This is a genomic window from Pedobacter agri (genome assembly GCF_032678665.1).
Classification (GTDB): Bacteria; Bacteroidota; Bacteroidia; order Sphingobacteriales; family Sphingobacteriaceae; genus Pedobacter; species Pedobacter agri_A.
On record NZ_JAVTSH010000002.1, the window covers coordinates 206,730 to 227,717 of the forward strand.

General features: G+C 37.7%; 17 protein-coding genes. 7 read left to right on the plus strand and 10 right to left on the minus strand.

Annotated features, from left to right (window positions below; translation table 11 throughout):
• Positions 1-108: 108 nt before the first annotated feature.
• From R2Q70_RS04420 to R2Q70_RS04435, 4 genes are all read right to left on the minus strand, one after another.
• Complete coding sequence (locus R2Q70_RS04420; RefSeq protein ID WP_316806439.1) at positions 109-1,425, minus strand: NAD(P)/FAD-dependent oxidoreductase; 1,317 nt, start codon at positions 1,423-1,425, stop codon at positions 109-111.
• Positions 1,426-1,739: 314 nt separating this feature from the next.
• Positions 1,740-4,715, minus strand: a complete 2,976-nt coding sequence (secDF, locus tag R2Q70_RS04425; protein WP_316806440.1) for a protein translocase subunit SecDF — start codon at positions 4,713-4,715, stop codon at positions 1,740-1,742.
• A gap of 469 nt (positions 4,716-5,184) precedes the next feature.
• Positions 5,185-5,688 (minus strand): dihydrofolate reductase, encoded by a 504-nt coding sequence (locus tag R2Q70_RS04430; RefSeq protein ID WP_316806441.1) that lies wholly within the window; start codon positions 5,686-5,688, stop codon positions 5,185-5,187.
• 210 nt (positions 5,689-5,898) lie between these two features.
• Complete coding sequence (locus R2Q70_RS04435) at positions 5,899-6,693, minus strand: thymidylate synthase (protein ID WP_316806442.1); 795 nt, start codon at positions 6,691-6,693, stop codon at positions 5,899-5,901.
• A 404-nt stretch (positions 6,694-7,097) separates the two neighbouring features.
• Here R2Q70_RS04435 and ispE point away from each other — a divergent pair, with 404 nt between their 5' ends.
• The 6 genes from ispE (at position 7,098) to R2Q70_RS04465 (ending at position 11,881) form a co-directional block, all read left to right on the plus strand.
• Positions 7,098-7,901 carry a 4-(cytidine 5'-diphospho)-2-C-methyl-D-erythritol kinase gene (gene ispE, locus R2Q70_RS04440; protein ID WP_316806443.1) on the plus strand — a complete coding sequence of 268 codons (804 nt, stop codon included), beginning with the start codon at positions 7,098-7,100 and terminating at the stop codon, positions 7,899-7,901.
• Between the two features lie 79 nt (positions 7,902-7,980).
• Entirely contained in the window at positions 7,981-8,400 is a 420-nt protein-coding gene (locus R2Q70_RS04445) for an OsmC family protein (RefSeq protein ID WP_316806444.1), read from the plus strand.
• A 69-nt stretch (positions 8,401-8,469) separates the two neighbouring features.
• Complete coding sequence (locus R2Q70_RS04450; protein WP_316806445.1) at positions 8,470-9,636, plus strand: trans-sulfuration enzyme family protein; 1,167 nt, start codon at positions 8,470-8,472, stop codon at positions 9,634-9,636.
• 263 nt (positions 9,637-9,899) lie between these two features.
• The gene (locus R2Q70_RS04455; RefSeq protein WP_316806446.1) at positions 9,900-10,658 is read left to right on the plus strand and encodes a DNA alkylation repair protein; all 759 of its coding nucleotides are present in this window, start codon (positions 9,900-9,902) and stop codon (positions 10,656-10,658) included.
• A 125-nt stretch (positions 10,659-10,783) separates the two neighbouring features.
• The gene (locus R2Q70_RS04460) at positions 10,784-11,503 is read left to right on the plus strand and encodes a pirin family protein (protein WP_316806447.1); all 720 of its coding nucleotides are present in this window, start codon (positions 10,784-10,786) and stop codon (positions 11,501-11,503) included.
• Positions 11,504-11,584: 81 nt separating this feature from the next.
• Positions 11,585-11,881 carry a hypothetical protein gene (locus tag R2Q70_RS04465; RefSeq protein ID WP_316806448.1) on the plus strand — a complete coding sequence of 99 codons (297 nt, stop codon included), beginning with the start codon at positions 11,585-11,587 and terminating at the stop codon, positions 11,879-11,881.
• Positions 11,882-12,059: 178 nt separating this feature from the next.
• On the opposite strand, the gene R2Q70_RS04470 is transcribed toward R2Q70_RS04465, so the two are convergent.
• The 6 genes from R2Q70_RS04470 to tgt form a co-directional block, all read right to left on the minus strand.
• The gene (locus tag R2Q70_RS04470) at positions 12,060-12,452 is read right to left on the minus strand and encodes a GxxExxY protein (protein ID WP_316806449.1); all 393 of its coding nucleotides are present in this window, start codon (positions 12,450-12,452) and stop codon (positions 12,060-12,062) included.
• Positions 12,453-12,606: 154 nt separating this feature from the next.
• Positions 12,607-12,885, minus strand: a complete 279-nt coding sequence (locus R2Q70_RS04475) for a lipopolysaccharide assembly protein LapA domain-containing protein (RefSeq protein WP_316806450.1) — start codon at positions 12,883-12,885, stop codon at positions 12,607-12,609.
• A gap of 4 nt (positions 12,886-12,889) precedes the next feature.
• Positions 12,890-15,694, minus strand: a complete 2,805-nt coding sequence (locus tag R2Q70_RS04480; RefSeq protein ID WP_316806451.1) for a hypothetical protein — start codon at positions 15,692-15,694, stop codon at positions 12,890-12,892.
• 1,318 nt (positions 15,695-17,012) lie between these two features.
• The gene (locus R2Q70_RS04485) at positions 17,013-17,891 is read right to left on the minus strand and encodes a DMT family transporter (protein ID WP_316806452.1); all 879 of its coding nucleotides are present in this window, start codon (positions 17,889-17,891) and stop codon (positions 17,013-17,015) included.
• Between the two features lie 2 nt (positions 17,892-17,893).
• Positions 17,894-18,997 (minus strand): LptF/LptG family permease, encoded by a 1,104-nt coding sequence (locus R2Q70_RS04490; RefSeq protein ID WP_316806453.1) that lies wholly within the window; start codon positions 18,995-18,997, stop codon positions 17,894-17,896.
• Between the two features lies 1 nt (position 18,998).
• Positions 18,999-20,129, minus strand: a complete 1,131-nt coding sequence (gene tgt, locus R2Q70_RS04495) for a tRNA guanosine(34) transglycosylase Tgt (RefSeq protein WP_316806454.1) — start codon at positions 20,127-20,129, stop codon at positions 18,999-19,001.
• 112 nt (positions 20,130-20,241) lie between these two features.
• On the opposite strand from tgt, the gene R2Q70_RS04500 reads away from it, so the two are divergent.
• Positions 20,242-20,925: a hypothetical protein gene (locus tag R2Q70_RS04500; protein ID WP_316806455.1), complete on the plus strand. Its 684-nt coding sequence runs from the start codon at positions 20,242-20,244 to the stop codon at positions 20,923-20,925.
• Positions 20,926-20,988: the final 63 nt, after the last annotated feature.

Sequence of the window (20,988 nt, forward strand, 5' to 3'; positions counted from 1 at the left end):
CAAAGAAAAGAAGTTATGGGGAAACATTTTTGTTGAGGCCGTAGTCGATAGTCCATAGTCTGTAGTTCATAGTCGATAGTCTATAGTTCATTGACCATTAGCGATCAACTATAGAACTTCCTTAACTTCCTCCCGGTAATCAACACTTCTATCCTTGGCAAAGGTTCTGATAATTAGCCTTGTTCCTCTATCGTAACTAAAATAGCTCCATAACCAGTTCACAAACACAATGATTTTATTTCTAAATCCTACCAAGGTCATCAAATGCACAAACATCCAGGTAAACCAGGCGAAAACACCCTGGAAGCGAATTTTGCCAAGATCTACAACCGCTTTATTTCTACCCACTGTAGCCATGGAGCCTTTGTCGAAATATTTGAATTTTTCTAACGGTTTATTTTCTACAATGTTTACTAAATTCTTTGCCAGGTGATGTCCCTGTTGAATAGCCGCAGGAGCAACTCCGGGATGGCCATTCGGCGTTTCTTCATCAATAATTGCTGCCACATCGCCAATGGCGTAAATGTTCTGATAACCCACTATCAAATTTTGAGTATCAGTTTTTAATCTTCCTCCTCTAACAACCTCTGCTTTGTCCAAGCCTGGAATCACTTGTCCTTTTACACCGGCGCTCCAGATTACTGTTGAGCTTACAATGGAAGGTTTTTCCTGGAGTGTAAGTGTGTGCCCATCGTAACCTAATACGCGGGTCTCGTTCATTACTTTCACACCCATCTTAAGCAAAAATTCTTTTGACTTTTCCTGTGCCTGCGGCGACATTGGTCCTAAAAGTTCCGGAGAGTTTTCTATCAAATAGATGTTTACTTTACTTAAATCCATCTCTGGATAGTCATTTGGTATAACGTGTTTTTTCAACTCGGAGATTGCTCCGGCAGTTTCTACGCCAGTAGGGCCGCCGCCAACTACAACAAAGTTTAATAATGCACTCTTTTTTTCCGGGTTAACCTCAATCAGTGATTTTTCGAAATTCTGCAATATCAAACTTCTTAAATCCAAAGCTTCCGGAATTGATTTCATTGGCATCGAATTGTCTTCGATTTCTTTATTCCCGAAAAAGTTGCTGGTAGAACCTGTGGCCATAACCAGGTAATCATATTTAACGTTTCCGATATCGGTTTGTAAGCAGTTTTCACCGGCATTTATCCCTGTAACCTTCGTTACCCTAAAAATGAAGTTTTTTTGTCCTTTAAATATTTTTCGAAGCGGAAAAGCGATTGATTCTGCTTCTAAACCTCCGGTTGCTACCTGATAAAGTAATGGTTGAAAAGTGTGGTAATTATGTTTATCCAGCATGACTACCTGAAAAGGTTTGTTTTTTAGTCTTTTTGCTAATTCAATGCCACCAAATCCACCACCAACAATTACTACTCTTGGGTATTCACTTTTTGGAAGTTGTAAATCCATTTTATCTGCTTTTTTTGTTTGCAAACGTAACAAAAAGATAGCCAAAAGGTTTAAGTATTGAATTTTCAATGATTATTGAAAATAATATAACTTTAGCATGACGCGAAGGGTTTTCCGAGGTTTTGACAATACATTGAGTGAGATAAACCTGATGGAAACGAACATGAAGCGCAGCGGAATAAAGTGTACAGCAGGGCTGCTGTCTCCTATGAAATACCGGAACTGATTTTCAAAAAATAGAGGATAAGTTAATTCTTGTAAACAAAAAACGCCCCGATAAAATCGGAGCGTTCGTTTTATTAAGATTTTGACGTTTACTTTTTCTTTTCTTCTGAGCTACCCAAATCGATTACGATAGGAGTAGAGATACATAGTGATGAGTACGTACCGATCACACGACCAATCAATAATGCGAAGATAAATCCGCGGATGCTGTCTCCACCGAAAATAAAGATTACCAATAACACGAAGAATACCGTTAATGAAGTTAAAATGGTACGACTTAATGTACTGTTCAACGCGAAGTTGATTAATTGGTTACGCTCTTCGCCATGTAAATCTTCTTTACCAGCTTCTTTCAAACGCTCACGGATACGGTCGAATACAACAACGGTTTCTGTCATGGTGTAACCCATTACCGTTAAAATTGCTGCAATGAAATCCTGACCAATTTCTAATGAGAATGGCATTAAACCATCTAAAATAGTGTAGAATGATAGTACCATTAAAACGTCATGCGCTAATGCCAATACAGCACCTAAACCATATTGCCACTTTTTAAATCGTACTACGATGTAGATAAACATGAATACACATGAAATTAATACCGCATAGAAAGCACCATTTACAATATCGCTGGCGATAATTGGGGTTACTTTTTGCGAGCTTACAATTTCATATTTAGATCCAGTTAATCCTTTGTTTAAAGCATCTTCAACAACTTTATCAGTTTTGATATCCTGATCTTCGATGTGGAAAGTAGTAGTAATTTTAACCTGGCTGGCTTCACCTGCTGTTTTAACCTCAGGCGTTTCGTTACCAAAAACTGGCGTTAACTGAGATTTGATATCTTCAGTATTCACTGCTTTATCGAAGTGAACCAGATAAGTTCTACCACCTTTAAAGTCAACACCAAGGTTTAAACCACCATTTTTAAAGTACATTCCAATACCTGCAAGGATAATTACGGTAGAAATGATGTAATAAATTTTACGGCGACCAACAAAGTTGAACGCTAGGTTTTTGAATGCGTTACGGGTAAAGTTGTTATCGAAACTGATTTCCATTTTACGATCTAACATCGCTTCGAAAACCACTCTTGAAATTAATACAGCTGCAAACAATGAAGAAAGGATACCAATACACAAAGTAGTGGCGAAACCTTGAACTGGTCCGCTACCGAAAGCATAAAGGATAGCACCTAAGATAAATACCGTAATGTTAGCATCTAAAATAGATGGCATTGCATGTTTGAAACCTTCTTTTATTGCAGTTGGAATGTTTTTGCCCAACGCAAGTTCCTCACGTACACGTTCGAAAATCAGGATGTTCGCATCAACTGATAAACCGATGGTTAGCACGATACCAGCAATACCAGGTAAAGTTAAAACCGCACCTAATGATACCAAAATACCAATGATGAAGAATAAGTTAACCAATAAAGCGAAGTTAGCAACCCAACCTGCACGGTGATAATATAATGCCATGAAGATTAAGATTACGATAAACGCAATCACAAATGAAATTAAACCATCGTGAATGGCTTGTGCACCTAAAGTTGGTCCAACTACGTAGCTACCAGCAATACGAGCTGGAGCTGGCAATTTACCTGCTTTTAAAATGTTTGATAAATCTTTAGTATCGGCTTGTGTAAAGTTACCGGTGATTGATGAAACACCACCACCAATTTCATTCTGAACTGTAGGAGCAGAATAAACCATGTTATCTAATACAATCGCGATAGATTTTTTATTGTTTGGATCAGCAGCAGCTTCAGCAGTAATTTTTTTCCATTTCGCAGCACCTTCGCTGGTCATGTACATGGTTACTTCTGGTTTGCCTTTTTGATCGAAATCAGCACGTGAATCGCTAATTGCATCACCACCTAAATCTGGTTTGCCATCAGCACTGGTTACTTTAATTGCATATAATTCGAAAACTTTAGAACCTTCTCTCGGTTTAACGCTCCACATAAATTTCATCGTAGATGGAATTGCAGCCGCAACTTCTGGAAGTTTTAAGTATGAATTAACTTTAGCAGTATCTTTTTGTAACGACATACCCACAACTGCACCCGGCATTAATTGTTGTTGTCCGTTTTCTCCCTGGTAAATTGGAAGACTTAAAACCGCATATAATGGGTTAGATTTTGCTAATTCGGCTTTAACCGCTGTAGAATCTTTTTTCGCTAAGCCGGCAAGTTTGCCTTTATCAGTAGAATCTTTAGCTGCGTTTTCTAAACCCGCTAATTTACTTCCAGCTTTAGCAGCAGTATCAGTAGTTGTAGCAGGTGCTTCAGTTTTTAAAGTTGATGCTAAAGTTTTATTGATGTTTTCTAACAAAGGTGCAACTTCCTGAACCTGGTAAACCTGCCAGAATTGTAATTCTGCAGAACCCTGTAAAAGTTTAGCAATACGCTCTTTATCTTGAACACCCGGCATCTCGATTAAGATGCGGTTACTGCCTTCTTGCTTTTGCATGTTCGGGCTCACAACGCCGAAACCATCAATACGAGAACGTAAAACAGTAAATGAACGGTCGATAGCGCTTGTTGCTTCTTTTTCTAAGAAAGATTCAACCTCGCCATTGCTTGCGCTAGGTTTTAGTTGTGATGCATTATCCTGGTTTGAAAAATAATCAGCAAGTTTTACACCCGGGCTTAATTTTTCAAATTCATCAACAAAAATTTTGATGTAGTCTTTACCACCAGCATTTAACTGGATTTGTGCATTTTGAACTGCTTTGTTGAAGTTTGCATCAGTAGGGTTGCCCGCTAATGATTTAACCAACTCCGCTAACGATATCTCCATCGTTACGTTCATACCGCCTTTTAAGTCTAAACCTAAATTAATCTCTTTCGATTTAACCTCGCCATAAGTAAATCCAACAATTGGATAAACTTTTTCGGTACTCATCGAATCTAAATAAGCCTTTTCTTTGGCTGCATCACCTTTCGCATAGTTTTTTGCGTCTTTTTCCACCTTGGATGCTACCAAAGTAAAAGAAAGTGCATACGCACAAACGATAGCCAATACTATCGCTATAAACTTAATAAAACCTTTTCCTTGCATTGTTTGTTTAAAATAATTTGTCTTTCGCTGTTTTTTAACAAGTCGGCAAATCTAATTAAATTTTTAAATTATAGAACCCCTTAATTGATAATTTATTAAGATTAATTTTCGACAGAGAATTATCACTATAGATTCGTTACATCGAACATGTTTTAGCGATAAATCATGCGTCGATTTATTTGGAAAGCAATTGCAGTAGCATTTGGCTTTGGTTCGGTCCCGCTATCGTTCCAATCTTTTTTTTCCACTGCTGTCATGCAAAGGCACGAAGCATTTGTTTCATAGGTTGCAGCTGCTTTCCCGAAAGGTCAGGACATGCTGTACCTCAGCACGGCGGTTCACCAACATTTGTGCAAAAAAAAGTATTTCCACTTTATCGGGTTTAGGTGGCAACTGTACAACTAATATTGTTGGCTACTAGCCTAATGCACTCGTCATTGCCTCGTACCTCGCAGTGACGACTTTTGGGTTATTTCCTTTTTAAAACCTCAAAAGTATAATCGTATTTATTCTTTTCATCGGCTTTGTGGGGTTCAGCACTCACAAGCTCCCATTCGTTTCGATCGATCTCAGGGAAGAAAGTATCTGCATCGAAAGTATGATGGATGGTAGTCAAATAAAGGATATCTGTTTTTGGCAAAGCCTGACGGTAAATCTCGGCTCCACCCACAATGAAAACTGGTTTATCTTCGTCTTTAGTGATTTTTAACGCTTCATCCAGGCTATTAACCACCTCAACACCCTCAATTTTTAGGGCTGAATCTCTGGTGATTACAATGTTTCTGCGGTTTGGTAGTGGTCTGCCAACAGAATCAAATGTCTTGCGCCCCATTACAACCGCATGACCTGAAGTGGTTTGTTTGAAAAACTTTAAATCGGCAGGCATGTGCCACAGGAGTTGGTTGTTTTTGCCAATGGCAAAGTTTTCGCCAACTGCAACGGCGATGGAAAGGTTTTTTGGTTGATTGGTCATTAGTTCATTAGTATAAAGTAGGGAAGGAAATTTTAAGATAGCGAACTAACTTAAAATGAGATTGCTTCGTCGTTCCTCCTCGCAATGACGACAATCGGTGCGTCATTGCGAACTGGAGTGTGGGGATTTGAGCCGGAGTGAAGCAATCTGATTTTTACACTCCATAATTTCCATTTTGCTTTTAGCTCCCCGTTTAGGGGGTTGGGGGGGTTAAACCGCCACCACTCCTTTAATATGTGGATGTGCTTCGTAATTCTCCAAAGTAAAATCCTCAAACTTAAAATCAAAGATGCTTTTCACGTCAGGATTGATTTTCATTGTAGGCAATGGCTTTGGGTCACGGCTTAACTGTAAATGAGCCTGCTCAATGTGGTTGTTGTATAAGTGTGCGTCGCCTAAAGTATGCACGAAATCGCCCGCTTCTAAACCGCAAACCTGTGCCACCATCATGGTTAATAAAGCATAAGATGCAATATTAAACGGAACACCAAGGAAAATATCGGCACTGCGTTGGTATAACTGACAACTTAATTTTCCATCGGCAACGTAAAACTGAAAGAAAGCGTGACAAGGAGGCAAAGCCATATTTTCTATCTCTGCCACATTCCATGCAGAAACAATAATTCTACGCGAATCAGGATTGTTTTTTATTGTGTTGATGATGTTAGTAATCTGGTCGATGTGTTGTCCATCTGGTGTTGGCCAGCTTCTCCATTGCGAACCATAAACTGGCCCTAGATTTCCGTTTTCATCTGCCCATTCATCCCAAATTCGAACGCCATTATCTTTTAAGTATTTAATATTGGTGTCGCCGGTTAAAAACCAGATTAATTCATGGATAATAGATTTTAAATGTAATTTCTTAGTGGTAACCATTGGAAAACCTTCTTGCAAATTAAAACGCATTTGATAGCCAAAAACACTAATGGTTCCAGTTCCTGTACGGTCGTGTTTTTGTGCGCCGGTATCCAACACGTGCTGCATTAAATCTAAATATTGTTTCATAACCCCAAACCCCTAAAGGGGCTTCTAAAATCTTAAATAAATAACTAACTACAAATATCTAAAATTTATGATTTGTTGGTGCGCCTTTTTATGCACACTTAATATTTACTAACATTGCAATGATTTTAGGCGTTACGGTTTTTTGAAACTTAAATAGTTGTACAAATTTTGCGATATAGCCCTGGGTGCAGCGATACCCTGCAGCGAGGAGGCACGACGAAGCGAAGCGTAAAAGCGAAACACAGGAACAGACTTGAATAGGTTTACAGGCTTTGCGCTTCAAGTTCGGCTGGAGAAATTCTGCAGAAACATCAATCACTAAAAACACTTTTGTATGTTTGTGTGCGTATCGATTTTAACTTTGACGGAAATCGTAAATCGTAAATCAAAAATCGTATATCAGCATGTTATCCTTTCCAAACGCAAAAATAAACCTGGGTTTAAACATCACCGAGAAACGCAGCGATGGTTACCATAACCTCGAAACCGTTTTTTACCCGATAAATATTAAAGATGCAGTTGAGATTATTGATGCTGATGAAACATCTTGCAAAATTCATGGCATTGATATTCCAGGCGATGCTAACGACAACCTTTGTTTAAAAGCATTTAAATTAATAGAAGCTGATTTTGATATTCCTGCACAGCAGATAAATTTATTGAAAAATATTCCCGTAGGTGCGGGTTTAGGAGGCGGCTCTGCAGATTGCGCCTTCGTTATCAAACTGATCAATGAAAAGTTTCGGTTGGGTTTATCTGTTAATCAAATGGAAAATTATGCCCGACAGTTAGGCGCAGATTGTGCTTTTTTTATCGAAAATAAGCCTGTTTACGCTTTTAACAAAGGCGATGAATTTGAAAAATGTGAAGTCGATTTGTCAGCGTGGTTTAAAGTTTTGGTAAAACCGCCCGTACACGTAAGCACAGCCGATGCTTATGCTTTAGTAAAACCTCAAAAGCCTTTGCAATCCTTAAAAGAAATCATACATTTGTCGCCAACAACATGGAAAAATAAGGTTATCAACGATTTCGAGCCATCGGTATTCGCAAAGTATCCCCAAATTCATCAAATAAAAACCAGTTTATACGATGCAGGCGCAACATTCGCTTTAATGAGTGGTAGCGGTTCGTCGGTTTTTGCAATTTTTAACGAACCCGTTAAACTGCCCGAACTGGAAAAAGACAATTTAGTTTATTATAATATTTAAATGGAGCTGAAAGGTAAAAGCAGAAAGCAATTTGTCTTGATACTTTATACCGACTACTCGATACTAGAATACTAACAACATGAATATAAATCTCATCCGCAAAAGCGGAAAGTTTAATTTCGAGGCTGAAAATGAAGGCGGTTTTACCGTCGAATTAGATGCAAAAACGGCAATTGGTGGCGAGGGAAAAGGTTTTAGACCGATGGAAATGCTATTGGTTGGTTTAGGTGGATGTAGTGGAATTGACATGATAAATGTGTTAACGAAACAAAAAGAACCTTTAGATGATATTAAAATTGCCATCAATGCTACACGTAAAGATGAAGAAATGCCTCCGATTTTCGATGTAATTGATATTCATTTCGAATTATCTGGCGATTTAAATCCGACAAAGGTAGAACGTGCTTTAGCGATGACCTTTGATAAATACTGCTCGGTGTCGAATATTTTAGGCCGATCTGCAAAAATTAACTTTACATATAACATAAATAAGGTTTAGGTTAAGGGGTTTAGGGCTTAGGGTCTGAATCGCATATCACAAATCTCAATACTCATATCTTAGTAAAAAATGAAATCCGAAAATTTTGAAACCATAGCAATACGCACCCAGGTTGAACGCAGTTTACACAAAGAGCATTCAGCACCCATATATTTAACATCGAGTTATAAATTTGATGATGCGGAAGAAATGCGGGCGCTTTTTGCTAACGAGAAAGAAGGGAATGTGTACAGTCGATATGCAAACCCAAATACTTCAGAATTTATCGAAAAAATGTGTTTGCTGGAAGGCGCTGAAGATGGCTTTGCAACAGCTACCGGAATGGCCGCAATTTTTACAACCTTTGGCGCATTTTTAAAAAACGGCGATCATATTGTTTCCAGTCGCTCGGTTTTTGGTTCTACACACCAGTTGCTAACCAATGTTTTTTCTAAATGGGGCGTAACTTTTGATTATGCTGATTTGGATAAACCTGAAGACTGGGAAGGTTTGATTAAGCCCAATACAAAAATGATTTTTGTGGAAACGCCGTCGAATCCTGGGATCGATATTATTGATTTAGCATTTTTAGGTGATCTGGCGAAAAAACACAATCAGCTTTTGGTGGTGGATAATTGTTTTGCAACGCCATATCTACAGCAGCCACTTGCCTTGGGTGCTCATATCTCCATTCACTCGGCAACGAAATACATTGATGGACAAGGGCGAGTTTTAGGAGGTATAATTTTAGGTTCGAAAGCCTTAATCACGGAAGTAATGAATTTTGCCCGTCACAGCGGACCATCTTTATCGCCGTTTAACGCCTGGATTTTGTCAAAAAGTTTGGAAACATTGGCTGTTCGTATGGACCGCCATTGCGAAAATGCCTTAAAAGTTGCCGAATACCTGGAGAAACATCCTAAAATCAAATTGGTGAAGTACCCGTTTTTGCCGTCGCACCCACAATATGAAATTGCTAAAAAGCAAATGAAACAGGGCGGTGGCATTGTTACCATCGTCATTGAAGGTGGCGTAGAAGGTGCCCGCAAATTTATGGATGGACTGAAAATGTTCTCTATTTCAGCGAACCTGGCCGATACACGTTCCATCGCAACACATCCGGCAACGAGTACACATAGCAAGCTGACCGAAGAAGAGCGTAACATTGTTGGCATTGAGCAAGGTTCTATTCGTTTATCAATCGGTTTAGAGCATATCAATGATATTTTAGCTGATATTGAGCAGGCGCTGACCTAAGCTGGCCGTCATTCTGAATTTATTTCAAAATCTTAATTAGAAAAGCAAATACAGTGGGGCTTCGGTTACGATAGCCCCGCTTTTTGTTTCAAGCTTTTTAATACTCACTGTCATGCTGAGACACGAAGCATCTGTTTCTTCGCTTGCAGATGCTTCGTGCCTCAGCATGACAGTGCTTTCAGGGTTGCTGCAACTTAAAAAGCCTTTTCACTACAATCGGGTTTACTTAACTTAGGTAATTGCTAAAAACCTAAATTAGTGTTATGAACGATAGAAAGTTAAAACCTCTTTCAGTGGATTCTGGGTTGGGCGATAGAAAGTCAAAGTCCCCTTTAGGGGATTTAGGGGTTACAGACTTTATCCTATCCGAACTAAAAGCCATCAGTGAACCTGAATATTTAAAAAAGATGGCGCATTTTGGAATTGATACCTCAAAGGCTTTTGGTATCCGTGTGCCCAATATTCGAAAGTTGGCCAAAACCATTGGTAAAAATCAGGATTTATCTTTACAGCTTTGGGAAACTGAATTTCACGAAGCCAGGTTGTTAGCCACCTTTATTGGCGATTATAAACTCGTTACAGAAACGCAAATAGATTCCTGGACAAAAGATTTTAATTCATGGGATATTTGCGACCAGGCCTGTGCTAACCTTTTTGTTAAAACGCCGTATTTTAAATCAAAGGTTTTCGAATTTGCACAAGCTGAAGAACAATTTGTAAAACGAACAGGTTTTGTTTTGATGGCAACATCAGCTGTTCATCTCAAAAAAGAACCGAATGAAACTTTTCTGGAGTTTTTGCCAATCATCGAGCAGGAAGCTTATGATCATCGAAACTTTGTTAAAAAAGCCATTAATTGGGCATTGAGGCAAATCGGAAAAAGAAATGCTTTTTTGCATCCGTATGCAATCGAAACTGCAAACAATATCTTAGCTAAAAACAATAAAAAAGCCAATTGGATAGCTTTAGATGCACTGAGAGAACTCAATAGCGATGCCGTTTTAGCAAAATTTAATCGTTGAGAAATTAAAACTGCAGACTTCGGACTCCGGACTTCTGACTAAACACTTCAGACTTTCTTACCCTACATCAATGCACAGGCTTGAAACCTGCAGTAAATTTGTATCATAAACAAGAAAGGAAATTTATGTCACAGTTTATTTTGCACAAAGAAAACACCAGAGGCCATGCAAATCATGGTTGGTTAAACGCTCACCACTCTTTCAGCTTTGCTAACTATTACAATCCTGAAAGAATGCACTTTGGAGTTTTGAGGGTTTTAAATGATGACTTGATTGATGGTGGAATGGGTTTTGGAACGCATCCACATGATAATATGGAAATCATCACGATTCCATTAGCCGGAGCCATTGCACACAAAGACAGCATGGGAAATTCAGCAGTAATTAAAAGCGGAGAAATTCAGGTGATGAGCGCCGGAACTGGTGTTAGCCATAGTGAGTTCAATGCTTTGCCTGATGAAAAACTAAGTTTATTGCAAATCTGGTTATTTCCAAACAAGAAAAACGTTACACCACGTTACGATCAGTTAGCATTAGATGTTGAAGCTCGTCGCAACAATTTCCAGCAAATTTTATCTCCCAACCAGGATGATGCTGGTGTTTGGATTTATCAGGATGCCTGGTTTTCGTTAGGTAAATTTGATGAAGGCTTCGAAACCGAATACAAAATTAAAAAAGAAGGAAACGGTGTTTACGCTTTTGTAATTAGTGGAGAAGTAACCATCAACGGACAAACTTTAAGCAAAAGAGATGGTTTAGGTATCTGGGATGCAGATAGCATTAGCTTTAAAGCAAATACCGGCGATGCTGAAGTTTTGTTAATGGATGTTCCGATGGAATTATAATAATTTAGTGATGTGTTAAAGGTTGCGGGGGCTAAATGCTTTTACTCGCAACTTTTAACCTTTAACCTTCAACTTAAAATTATGCAAACAACCATACTTTACATCGGAAGAGATACAGAAATAACAATTGTAATGAACCGCTTGCTAAACGCCCGACCAGAATGGAAGGGGATTTGCGTTTGTACCGATGAAGAAGCGCTGTCGATTTTAAAAGCGCAGGATGTCGATTTAGTGCTTTTGGGTAACGGTATCGATCCAGAATGCGAAAAAGCGCTTAGAGTGAATATAAATACGCTAAAACCCGAAGTTAAGATTATTCAGCACTACGGTGGCGGAAGTGGTTTGCTTTACGGAGAGATTATGACCGCATTAGGCTAGTTGTCTTGACTAGGATTTTTAAGATTCAAGGATTCTAAGATTTGATTTTTTAGTATTTAAGCTAGTTGTCTTTACTAGGATTGTTAAGATTAAAGAGTTCTATGATTTGCTTTTTTAGTATTTAAGCTAGTTGTCTTTACTAGGATTGTCAAGATTAAAATATTTTAAGATTGACTGCTCATATTAAAGTTCTATTATCTGGATGGCTAGTGTTGTAAACTCTTTTAAATGTAAGGCTTTTGCTTCCAAAGTTTATAAGCAAGCCGATTGGAAGTTTATATGCTTCCAGATAATTTATTGCTTGATTCAGGTGTAAGTCACTAAGCTCGGAAACTGCCCTTAATTCGACCATTATAATATCTTCTACAAAGAAATCGACTCTTCTTATGCCGATTTGAATGTTATCGTAGAAAATTGTCATTTCCATTTCTCTACAAAAACTCAAATTTTGTTTCTGCATTTCAATTGCAAGCGCTCTCTGATAAATTACTTCCTGAAAGCCCGAGCCCAAAGCTCCGTGTACTTTCATCGCACAGCCGATGATTTTTCCTGTTAAATCGCCATATTTCATTTTAGAAAAACTAAATTTTACTATTTAGAAATAGGGATACGCTAATATCGATTAAATTTTTTAATCAGTTACACATTGTTTTGAACCTCTAGCAACCAAAAGATCCTAAAATCATTTAATCCTCAAAATCCTGGCAAGTCTTCGCTACTTGTCTTTAAGAAATATAATCTCTATCTTCATCACTCAGTTCTTTTTTTGTCGAAACCGGTTGATTTCTTTCAATTTCGGCATCGTAACTACTCACTGTTTTTCTTGGTCGGCCGACAATGAAACCGATAATAAAACCAATGATGATGCAAATGCCAATAACCAAAAGTTTAGATACCGCTACGGTTGATACGAGGAAATCGAAATCGACTGGCTCGGTGTTCACCATCAAAAAAATGGTTAACAATGCTGTTAGGATGATGATGAAGATGGTTTTTCCGCTCATGGGTTTAAAAGCTATAATTAAATGAAAACTCTAATATCGGATTTTGATTGTAAATCTTGTTAACAAAAACCAATCTCGCTCCTACATCAACAACAGGTTGATACCTCAAAATGTTTAAGCTACTGTTCAATTCTATGCCATAAGTTTTAGGTTCGCCAAAATTGGTGCCTGTGCCGATGTTTTCATAATGGCAAAATAAGCCAGCCCTGAAATTGCGCACATAAGCGAGTGAACTCAATTCCCAATCGGGAAAGGCAAAGGGAAAGCGATAGTTGAAAAGCATGCTGTTTTGCAGTTTGCTTTTCGCGGGGATATTATTGTAACCATAAACCGTGGCAATTTCTGTAGCATATTGATTTACGCCGCTTGCTTTCTGATAATTGAAACTTGCCAGAAAGGAATGGTTTTTTGCAAATCCTGGAAAATAAAAGAAACTTTCCAAAGCCATAATTTCTCCGCCCAGGTTTTTATCGAAAGGTTGGTGGTTGTAAGTTGCCCTGAAAACCTGAGCCCATTTCGGAGCAATATCTCTTTCGGTTGTGCGCACACTATGATTGAAAGTAAAATTGTATTCCAACGGGAATTTTAATGTGCGGATAAAATTAGTTGGCATGTTCTCTGGCAAATATCGTTGTGTAAAACTGGTAGCCGCATTTAGGGTGAAAGAATAGTTTTGGTTTCTGGCATTGAATGATAAAGGAACAGCTGCATTAAGTTTAATGTAGTGCTCTCTCCAATCGCCCTGCTGAATCGCATTTTTAGCCCGATAGAACGTTCGTTTTGGGCGGTTGCGATACAGAACACTAAAAATAGGGTAGAGTGCTTTATAGCTCACATCTGCTGTGTACTCAAAACGTTTTAAATCCCGGTGATATTTTGCACCGGTGTAAAAATCCATGGTATTCAATAAATTGTTAGATTGTAGCTCCAGTCCAAAAACATACTCGTTATCGATCACTGGAATGATACTGTGAAAGCTAAATAAATTTAAGCCCTGACGAAAACGTTTTGATTGGTACGTACTATCAGGAATATTTTCAAATACATTGCCTGCATGCTCTTGCTTTTCTGCTGCTGAAGAAAAATCAACGAAAGTATTTTCACCCACTGGTTTTTCAGTAATTGTTTTCTCGGCAATTTCATAACCGTTGATTTTGTAATCGTTGAAAATGATTTTTTCATCATCAGTTTCTGTCGGATTGAAGGCGCCATATTTCGAACTTGTTAATGCGCTGATTTTTTTGGAAATGGTGTCAATGCCGTAGATATTATCGATGCCGTTAAAGTGTGCATTGAAAACAATTTTATCCTGAATAAAAATTGGTCGGCTGAGCTGTTGCCTGCTGTTTGATATGAGTGATGTTTTTTTTGCTCCACTCATTAACCATAAACTTTTTCCTTTTTCGCTAACGCTGATGTATGCAATCTTGTTTCCGCTTTTATCAAATCCCGATGTCTGCAAAATTTCATTCTCCGGGTTAGGATAAGTTTTCAATACCTTGCCCGATGAAGCATCGATTTCTACCAAATTAAATTGATTGCTAAGTTCAACTTTTACCGCAATAATTTTTTTGCCATCTTCTGAAAGGGTAGGAGAGAAGAGCCGGCTCCGGCTACTTAATTTTTTGAATTTCCTGGTCTTTAAATTATACGAACAAATCACGCTATAACTTCGTTGTTTATATCGCGGATCATAACGGATTTCATCCCATACCAAGACACCATTTTTATAGCTGAACCAGGGCTGTTCCTGATAACCGATTCCGAACAATCTTTCCTCTGTTTTGTCCTGATTGATGATAGTGAAAAACCGGGCTTCCTGCTTACTTTCTTTAAGGGTTAAAATTTGATTTTTATTTAAACGAACAGGGAGAAAATAATTGCTTGCGATTGATGTTTTTTTATTCAAACTAATATAATTTTCCGCCTGATTTTTTTCGTCTTGATCTTTCCAGTTTTGTGCTAGTTTTTCCTGTGTCGAAAGGAAATATTTTTTGGTGTTTTTTCCGGTGATTTTTTTCAGGCTTTGTGAAAATGGATAAAGCCTCAGCGGTCTTTTTCTGATGTCGCCAAGCAAACTGTCGGAAATGAACTGGCCATATTTTTCTTTCATGTCGGCGACCATTAAATAACCGGTTTGATAGTAACCCGGAGTGACATCTTTGTTCGAGCCAAAATAGGCTTTGCTGTAGCTGAATTTTTTACCCTCTAAAATTGAAGTTCGAAAAGGCATGATCCAATTGGGTTGTCGGCCACGGCCTGACTGGGTCAAAGCGGTTTCGTTCACTACGGCATCTCCCTCGAAAAACCACGTTGGCAAGCCAGCACCAAAGTAAGCAAAGTAAACCAACTCCGGGAAGGGATGTGCTTGCGTTTCTGTCAATTTGTCAAACTGTGCGATGTGTCGGAGTTCATGTACGGCAAGGTTATTCAGCCAGTCTTGGCTATCGAAATATTGAGGTGGCGTGGCATAGAACTCCGACTTCTTCGGACCGAGCTGAACGAAGCCATTTGCAATGGTTCCGCGGTTCTGAAGCAGCACTGGAATGGTGGTGTTTTGTTGCCTTAAACCCAGACCAATTTTCGGGTAGATAAAGGGTAGGGTATTGGCCATTCGTTGTGCTTCATTTTCAAGTTCTGCAGGGTAGATGATTTTGAAGCCTCCTGAATGAATGTAGTTCCATTTTACACTAAGTGGGTTCTGTGCACTGTTGAAAATCTGACCAAAAACTGATAGTGAAATGAAACTTAATGTTATAAAGCATAAGTATTTGATAATTAACAATTTATTTGATTGTTCTAAATTCATCTGTATTGAATGCTAAAATATTTAGTTTTATTAAATTTTTTATCTGTCGTTTAACTCTCGTTTTAATTTATTTAAAATTCATAAAGTACTGATAGATATAACAATGTGAATTTTATATAAATCGATATTATTTAAATTATAATATGGATTTTATCGCCTATCTTACGCAAGAAATCGATAGATAAGGTGATTTGTTTTTATCCTATTTTATGCGCTTAATTTACACTTAATAATCGATTTTCTTTGAAATTTTTTAGAGCAGATTTGTGTTTTTGTATACTCAATTGTTCATATGAGGTTGACGTTTTTCCGAAATTTTAATCATTATTTAGGCGAAATTTTTCGAACTAATATTCTGTTTTTCGTAGCAATTTCGCTTCCAGGAGCTTGCGGATTTAGTATCAGATTTTGATGGTTTTTTCATTTATTTCGCTGCTCAATCTTGGTGTTTAAGGCTTACGGTAATTGCTAAAAATCATGAAATTTTAACAGATCGATTGTCTCGGAAATTTTAATGGAAATGATCAATGGTGACTTAATGGCAGTTTGTAAGGATCAATTTTTAAGTCAGAATAAGAGCGGTCTAATAAATGATTGCTATTTATCACAACCTTTTGTAGTGCTGGAGGCAGAAATTTTTGTTAGCAATTAGCTTGGTTTTACCACAATAAATCTACGTTCGAGATCATCGAAATCACCAAAAAATCTTGCAGTTTGAGGTAGCAAATAAATCAAAAACGTATGTTTTTGAGTGTTTTTTCAGCTAAAATTCACTTCAATTTGATGCTCATAATGGCATTTCCTTCGCATATTCGACTGTGAATAGTCGAATTTTAATTTTTAGGCTAAAAACTTTAATATCTGTAGAACGTATTGTTAATCAGTATTATATCTCGTTATTTTCAATATGGTATGTTATCCAATTTTTTCAAGCCTTTAGCGTGCGATAGGCATACAAATCGTAAGTTTTTAGGTAGGTAATGCTGTTTTAAGCAAGTAGAATTTCGATAAAAATGTCCAGATTCAACTGCTGAAAAAATTGAGATTTGTGTCTGTGAATCTTCTTAACTGATTCTGGATTGTTTAATATGTCAGTAAATTTATGATCGAAAATCCATCATGTTCAGGCTAATGTCTGCCGATATATTGCCTCGTTTTTCAGTCTGTTATTAGGTGTTTAAGTGGCTAAAAATCCTATTGAATTTAATTGAATATAGCGTCAATTAAATCAGGTTTGGGGTGAGTTGATATGCGATGATATCTACCTTGTCTTGAAGGCGGTTTTAGTCTGTTTGTTGTCTGAAGTCTAGGCCCTGAATTACTGCTTATTCTTTCTTTTTTTATAGATAGGATACAGGAAAATAGAACCTAAAATAATCAGTGCACCAATGTAAAATCCCCCTGTCATTTGCTCTTTATCTTTAAAGAAAAAGAAGGCTAATATAATGCCGTAAACAGGTTCCAGATTGGTAACTAAAGCGACACGAAAAGCTGATAAAGTTCTCATTACGGATACCCCTGCTACATAGGCTACAGAAGTGCAAAGTGTTCCTAAAATGCCGATGTAAAACCAGTTTTTAAGATCCAGATTAAAGGGCAAATTGATCAGCGACCCATCGTAGAACCGATACAATGTAATCCAGAATAATCCGCCAATTAATTCATAAAATCCGATAATTGAAGGTTCGCTTTTTTGAACCAACGTTGAGTTTATAGTAGAAAAAAGACTAGATGCTACGGCGGCCAGAAGGCCGAAAATTATCCCCAACGTGTACTGACCTTCGAATTTGAAGATCATATAAATTCCCAAAATTATTAATAAACCAATTAAAATATCACCCATTTGAATGGGCTGCTTTTTAATTAATGGTTCTAAAATCGCCGTAAACAATGTGAAAGAAGAGAGGCAAACCAGCGTGACAGAAACGGTAGAAACTTTGATGGCGTGAAAGAAAAATATCCAGTGAATGGCTACAATTCCGCCTGTTAGAAAGAACTGAAAGAATTGCTTTTTGGTTACTTTGATGTTCTTTTTTGTAACTAAAAACCAAAGGAAAAGTGTTGATGTTGCGATCAAAACACGATACCAAACGAGCGGTACAGCATCAATTGTAATCACTTTCCCAAGTACTCCTGTGAAGCCCCAGATCAGCACAGTTAAATGAAGAATAAGGAGATTTTTTTTATTGATATCCATTATTACTTTGGCGCTTTTCTCAACAGGTAAATGCCCAAAGTACCAAACACAATCGTTGGTAAAAGTACTGCTATAAATGGTGGGAATCCACCCTTTGTAGAAAACATCTGTGTGAACTGATTAAACACGATATAAGCAAAGCTAATGAAGATTCCTATACCTAATGAAACGCCTACACCACCACGTACCTTGCGAGATGATAGTGCCACGCCAATAAGCGTTAAGATGTATGCAGAAAGTGGGTGCAAATAACGCTTAAATTTTTCAAATTCCAGGTCGTTCATGATGCCAGTTCCACGTATTTTTTCTTTCTGAATTTTCTCTGAAAGTTCCTTTGTAGAAAGGTTTTGTATTACATTGTCGTATGCTGAGAAATCATCCGGGCGCATGTCTAAAATGGTATCTTTCACCTTGCCGCTGCCATAAATCATAGATTCTTTTAGTCCGTCAATTTTTCTGATGGAGTAATTGCTTAGTTGCCATTTGCGCTTCAATGAATCCCATTTGATGTTATCGGCAACTATCTTTTTTACCATTACATCGCCATTGAAATTATCTAATGTGAAACGGTAACCATAATTGGTTTTGTTATCAAAACTTTCGATATAGATGTAAGTTTTGTTATCCAGTTTCATGTGGATATTTGACTTCGTTGAAGGGTCATTACGCTTAACGTACGTGTTTTCAAAACTGTTTTTAAGCGTATTGGTGTACGGTAAGATGTAAAGGTTAGAAACTAAATTGGCAGAAAAAATTACCGTTGCTGAAACAAAATATGGGAAAAGAAAGCGGTTAAAACTTACGCCGCCACTTAATATCGGAACGATTTCTGTCTGATCGGCCATTTTAGCGGTAAAGAAAATTACTGCAATAAAGTTGATCAAAGGCGAAAGCATATTCACATAAAAGGGAATGGAACCGGCGTAATATTTAGTTAACACGCCCCAGAAACTGAGTCCGCTTTTCATAAAATCATCCATCTTTTCTGATAGATCAAATACCACGATAATGATTACGAAAATCGCCAGGGTGTACACAAAGGTGCCCAGATATTTACCAATAATATATTGATCGATGATTTTTACTTTTCCCTTTAAGAAACCCATTTTACAGTTTTTGGCCTAAAACTTTTACCATTTTGTTTTTCCACTCATAGAATTCTCCGGCAATGATTTTCTCACGAGCTTGTTTTACCAACCACAAATAAAAGTGCAGGTTATGTAAGGTAGCAATCTGTGCGCCAAGCATTTCTTTGCTATGAACCAAATGCCTTAAATAAGCCTTACTAGTCACTTGATCGGCATGTAAATCACTTTCAGCATCCAATGGAGAGAAATCATTTTCCCACTTTTTATTTCTAATGTTGATAATGCCGTTTCGGGTGAATAACATTCCGTTACGGGCATTACGTGTTGGCATTACGCAGTCAAACATATCAACGCCTAATGCAATATTTTCTAATATATTAATTGGCGTTCCAACACCCATTAAATAACGCGGTTTTTCGTAAGGTAATATGTCGCACACAATTTCAGTCATGGCGTACATTTCTTCCGCCGGCTCGCCAACAGATAAACCTCCAATGGCATTTCCCTCACGATTCATACTGGCAATAAATTCTGCCGATTTTACCCTCAAATCTTTATAAACAGAACCTTGAACAATAGGGAATAGGGTTTGATCAAAACCGTATTTCGGTTCTGTATTATCAAAATGAGTGCAGCAACGTTTTAACCAACGGTGGGTCATTTTTATCGACTCAGCCGCATAAGTATAATCACAAGGGTAAGGCGTACATTCATCAAAAGCCATTATAATATCGGCTCCGATAGTTCGCTGAATATCCATGGCATATTCTGGCGTAAAAAGGTGTTTCGAGCCATCAATATGCGAATGAAAGGTAACGCCTTCTTCTTTAATTTTACGAACTTTGCTTAAAGAATAAACCTGGTAACCACCGCTATCTGTTAAAATCGGGCGATCCCAACCGATAAATTTATGTAAGCCGCCAGCCGATTCCAATATATCTAAACCTGGTCTCAGATAGAGATGGTAGGTGTTTCCAAGAATAATTTGTGCATTAATATCTTCCTTTAATTCCCGTTGATGAACGGCTTTCACTGTTCCAGCGGTGCCCACAGGCATAAAAATAGGTGTTTGTATTTCGCCGTGAGCGGTGGTTACTGTTCCAGCCCTGGCTTTTGATAAAGGGTCGTTAGCCTGTAAAGTAAATTTCATATAGGATGCAAAAGTAACAAATTTAAAACACCTATATATACTGTTAACTCGTTTAATGGCGCAAAGCAAACAATAAAATATACCCGGCGTTTATTTATTAAAACCCTTTATTATGAGATCATTTTTTCATCAGATATTATTCTTATTTTCAGGCATTATCATTGGTTTGCCAGCGATTGCGCAATATGATGCCGGAGCAACCCTAAGCTTGGGAATGGGGCATGGCTATAATGCTTTAAGTCAAAGTGTAATGAGCAATGCTTTCAAAAATAACGGTAATCATGCGGTTAGTAAATCAGATAACGCAGATTATATTTATTTAGGTGCAAGTAATTTCAGCAGGTTCGAAGAAAAAATTGCGAAAAGTTTAACGGACAGTAATCCAAAAAACGATAAGGGTAAAGTAAGAAGTTTTCTTTCCAGCACCAGAACAATGTTTCATTTCAATACGAAAAGCAGAGCGTATGGGTTAAAAGACACTTATCTATCTGATCTGCTTGCAACCGGTATTGCATGGAATTGGGAAATGTATCATCAATCCAAGGCTGACAATAAAAAGGTAGTTAATCTTCGCAACGCGATCAAAAATAATATGGCAAAAAGTACAGTTAAAGGTCAGCTTGCTAAATTATCAGAAGATCAGCGTCGTGAGTGGATACTAGGTTTTATGTATAATCATAGTATGTTGGCTCAAACCATCAAACAATCGGGCAAACTTTCTGCTACGCATAAGCAGCAATTGGCAGAAATGGCAAAAAATGCTGGTGTACCGAACATTGCAACTGTTTCTTTATAGTAATATTAGGATGTTTTTTTCAACATAGGGTGTATTGCAGATTTAAAATGAGAAATTTGCGCC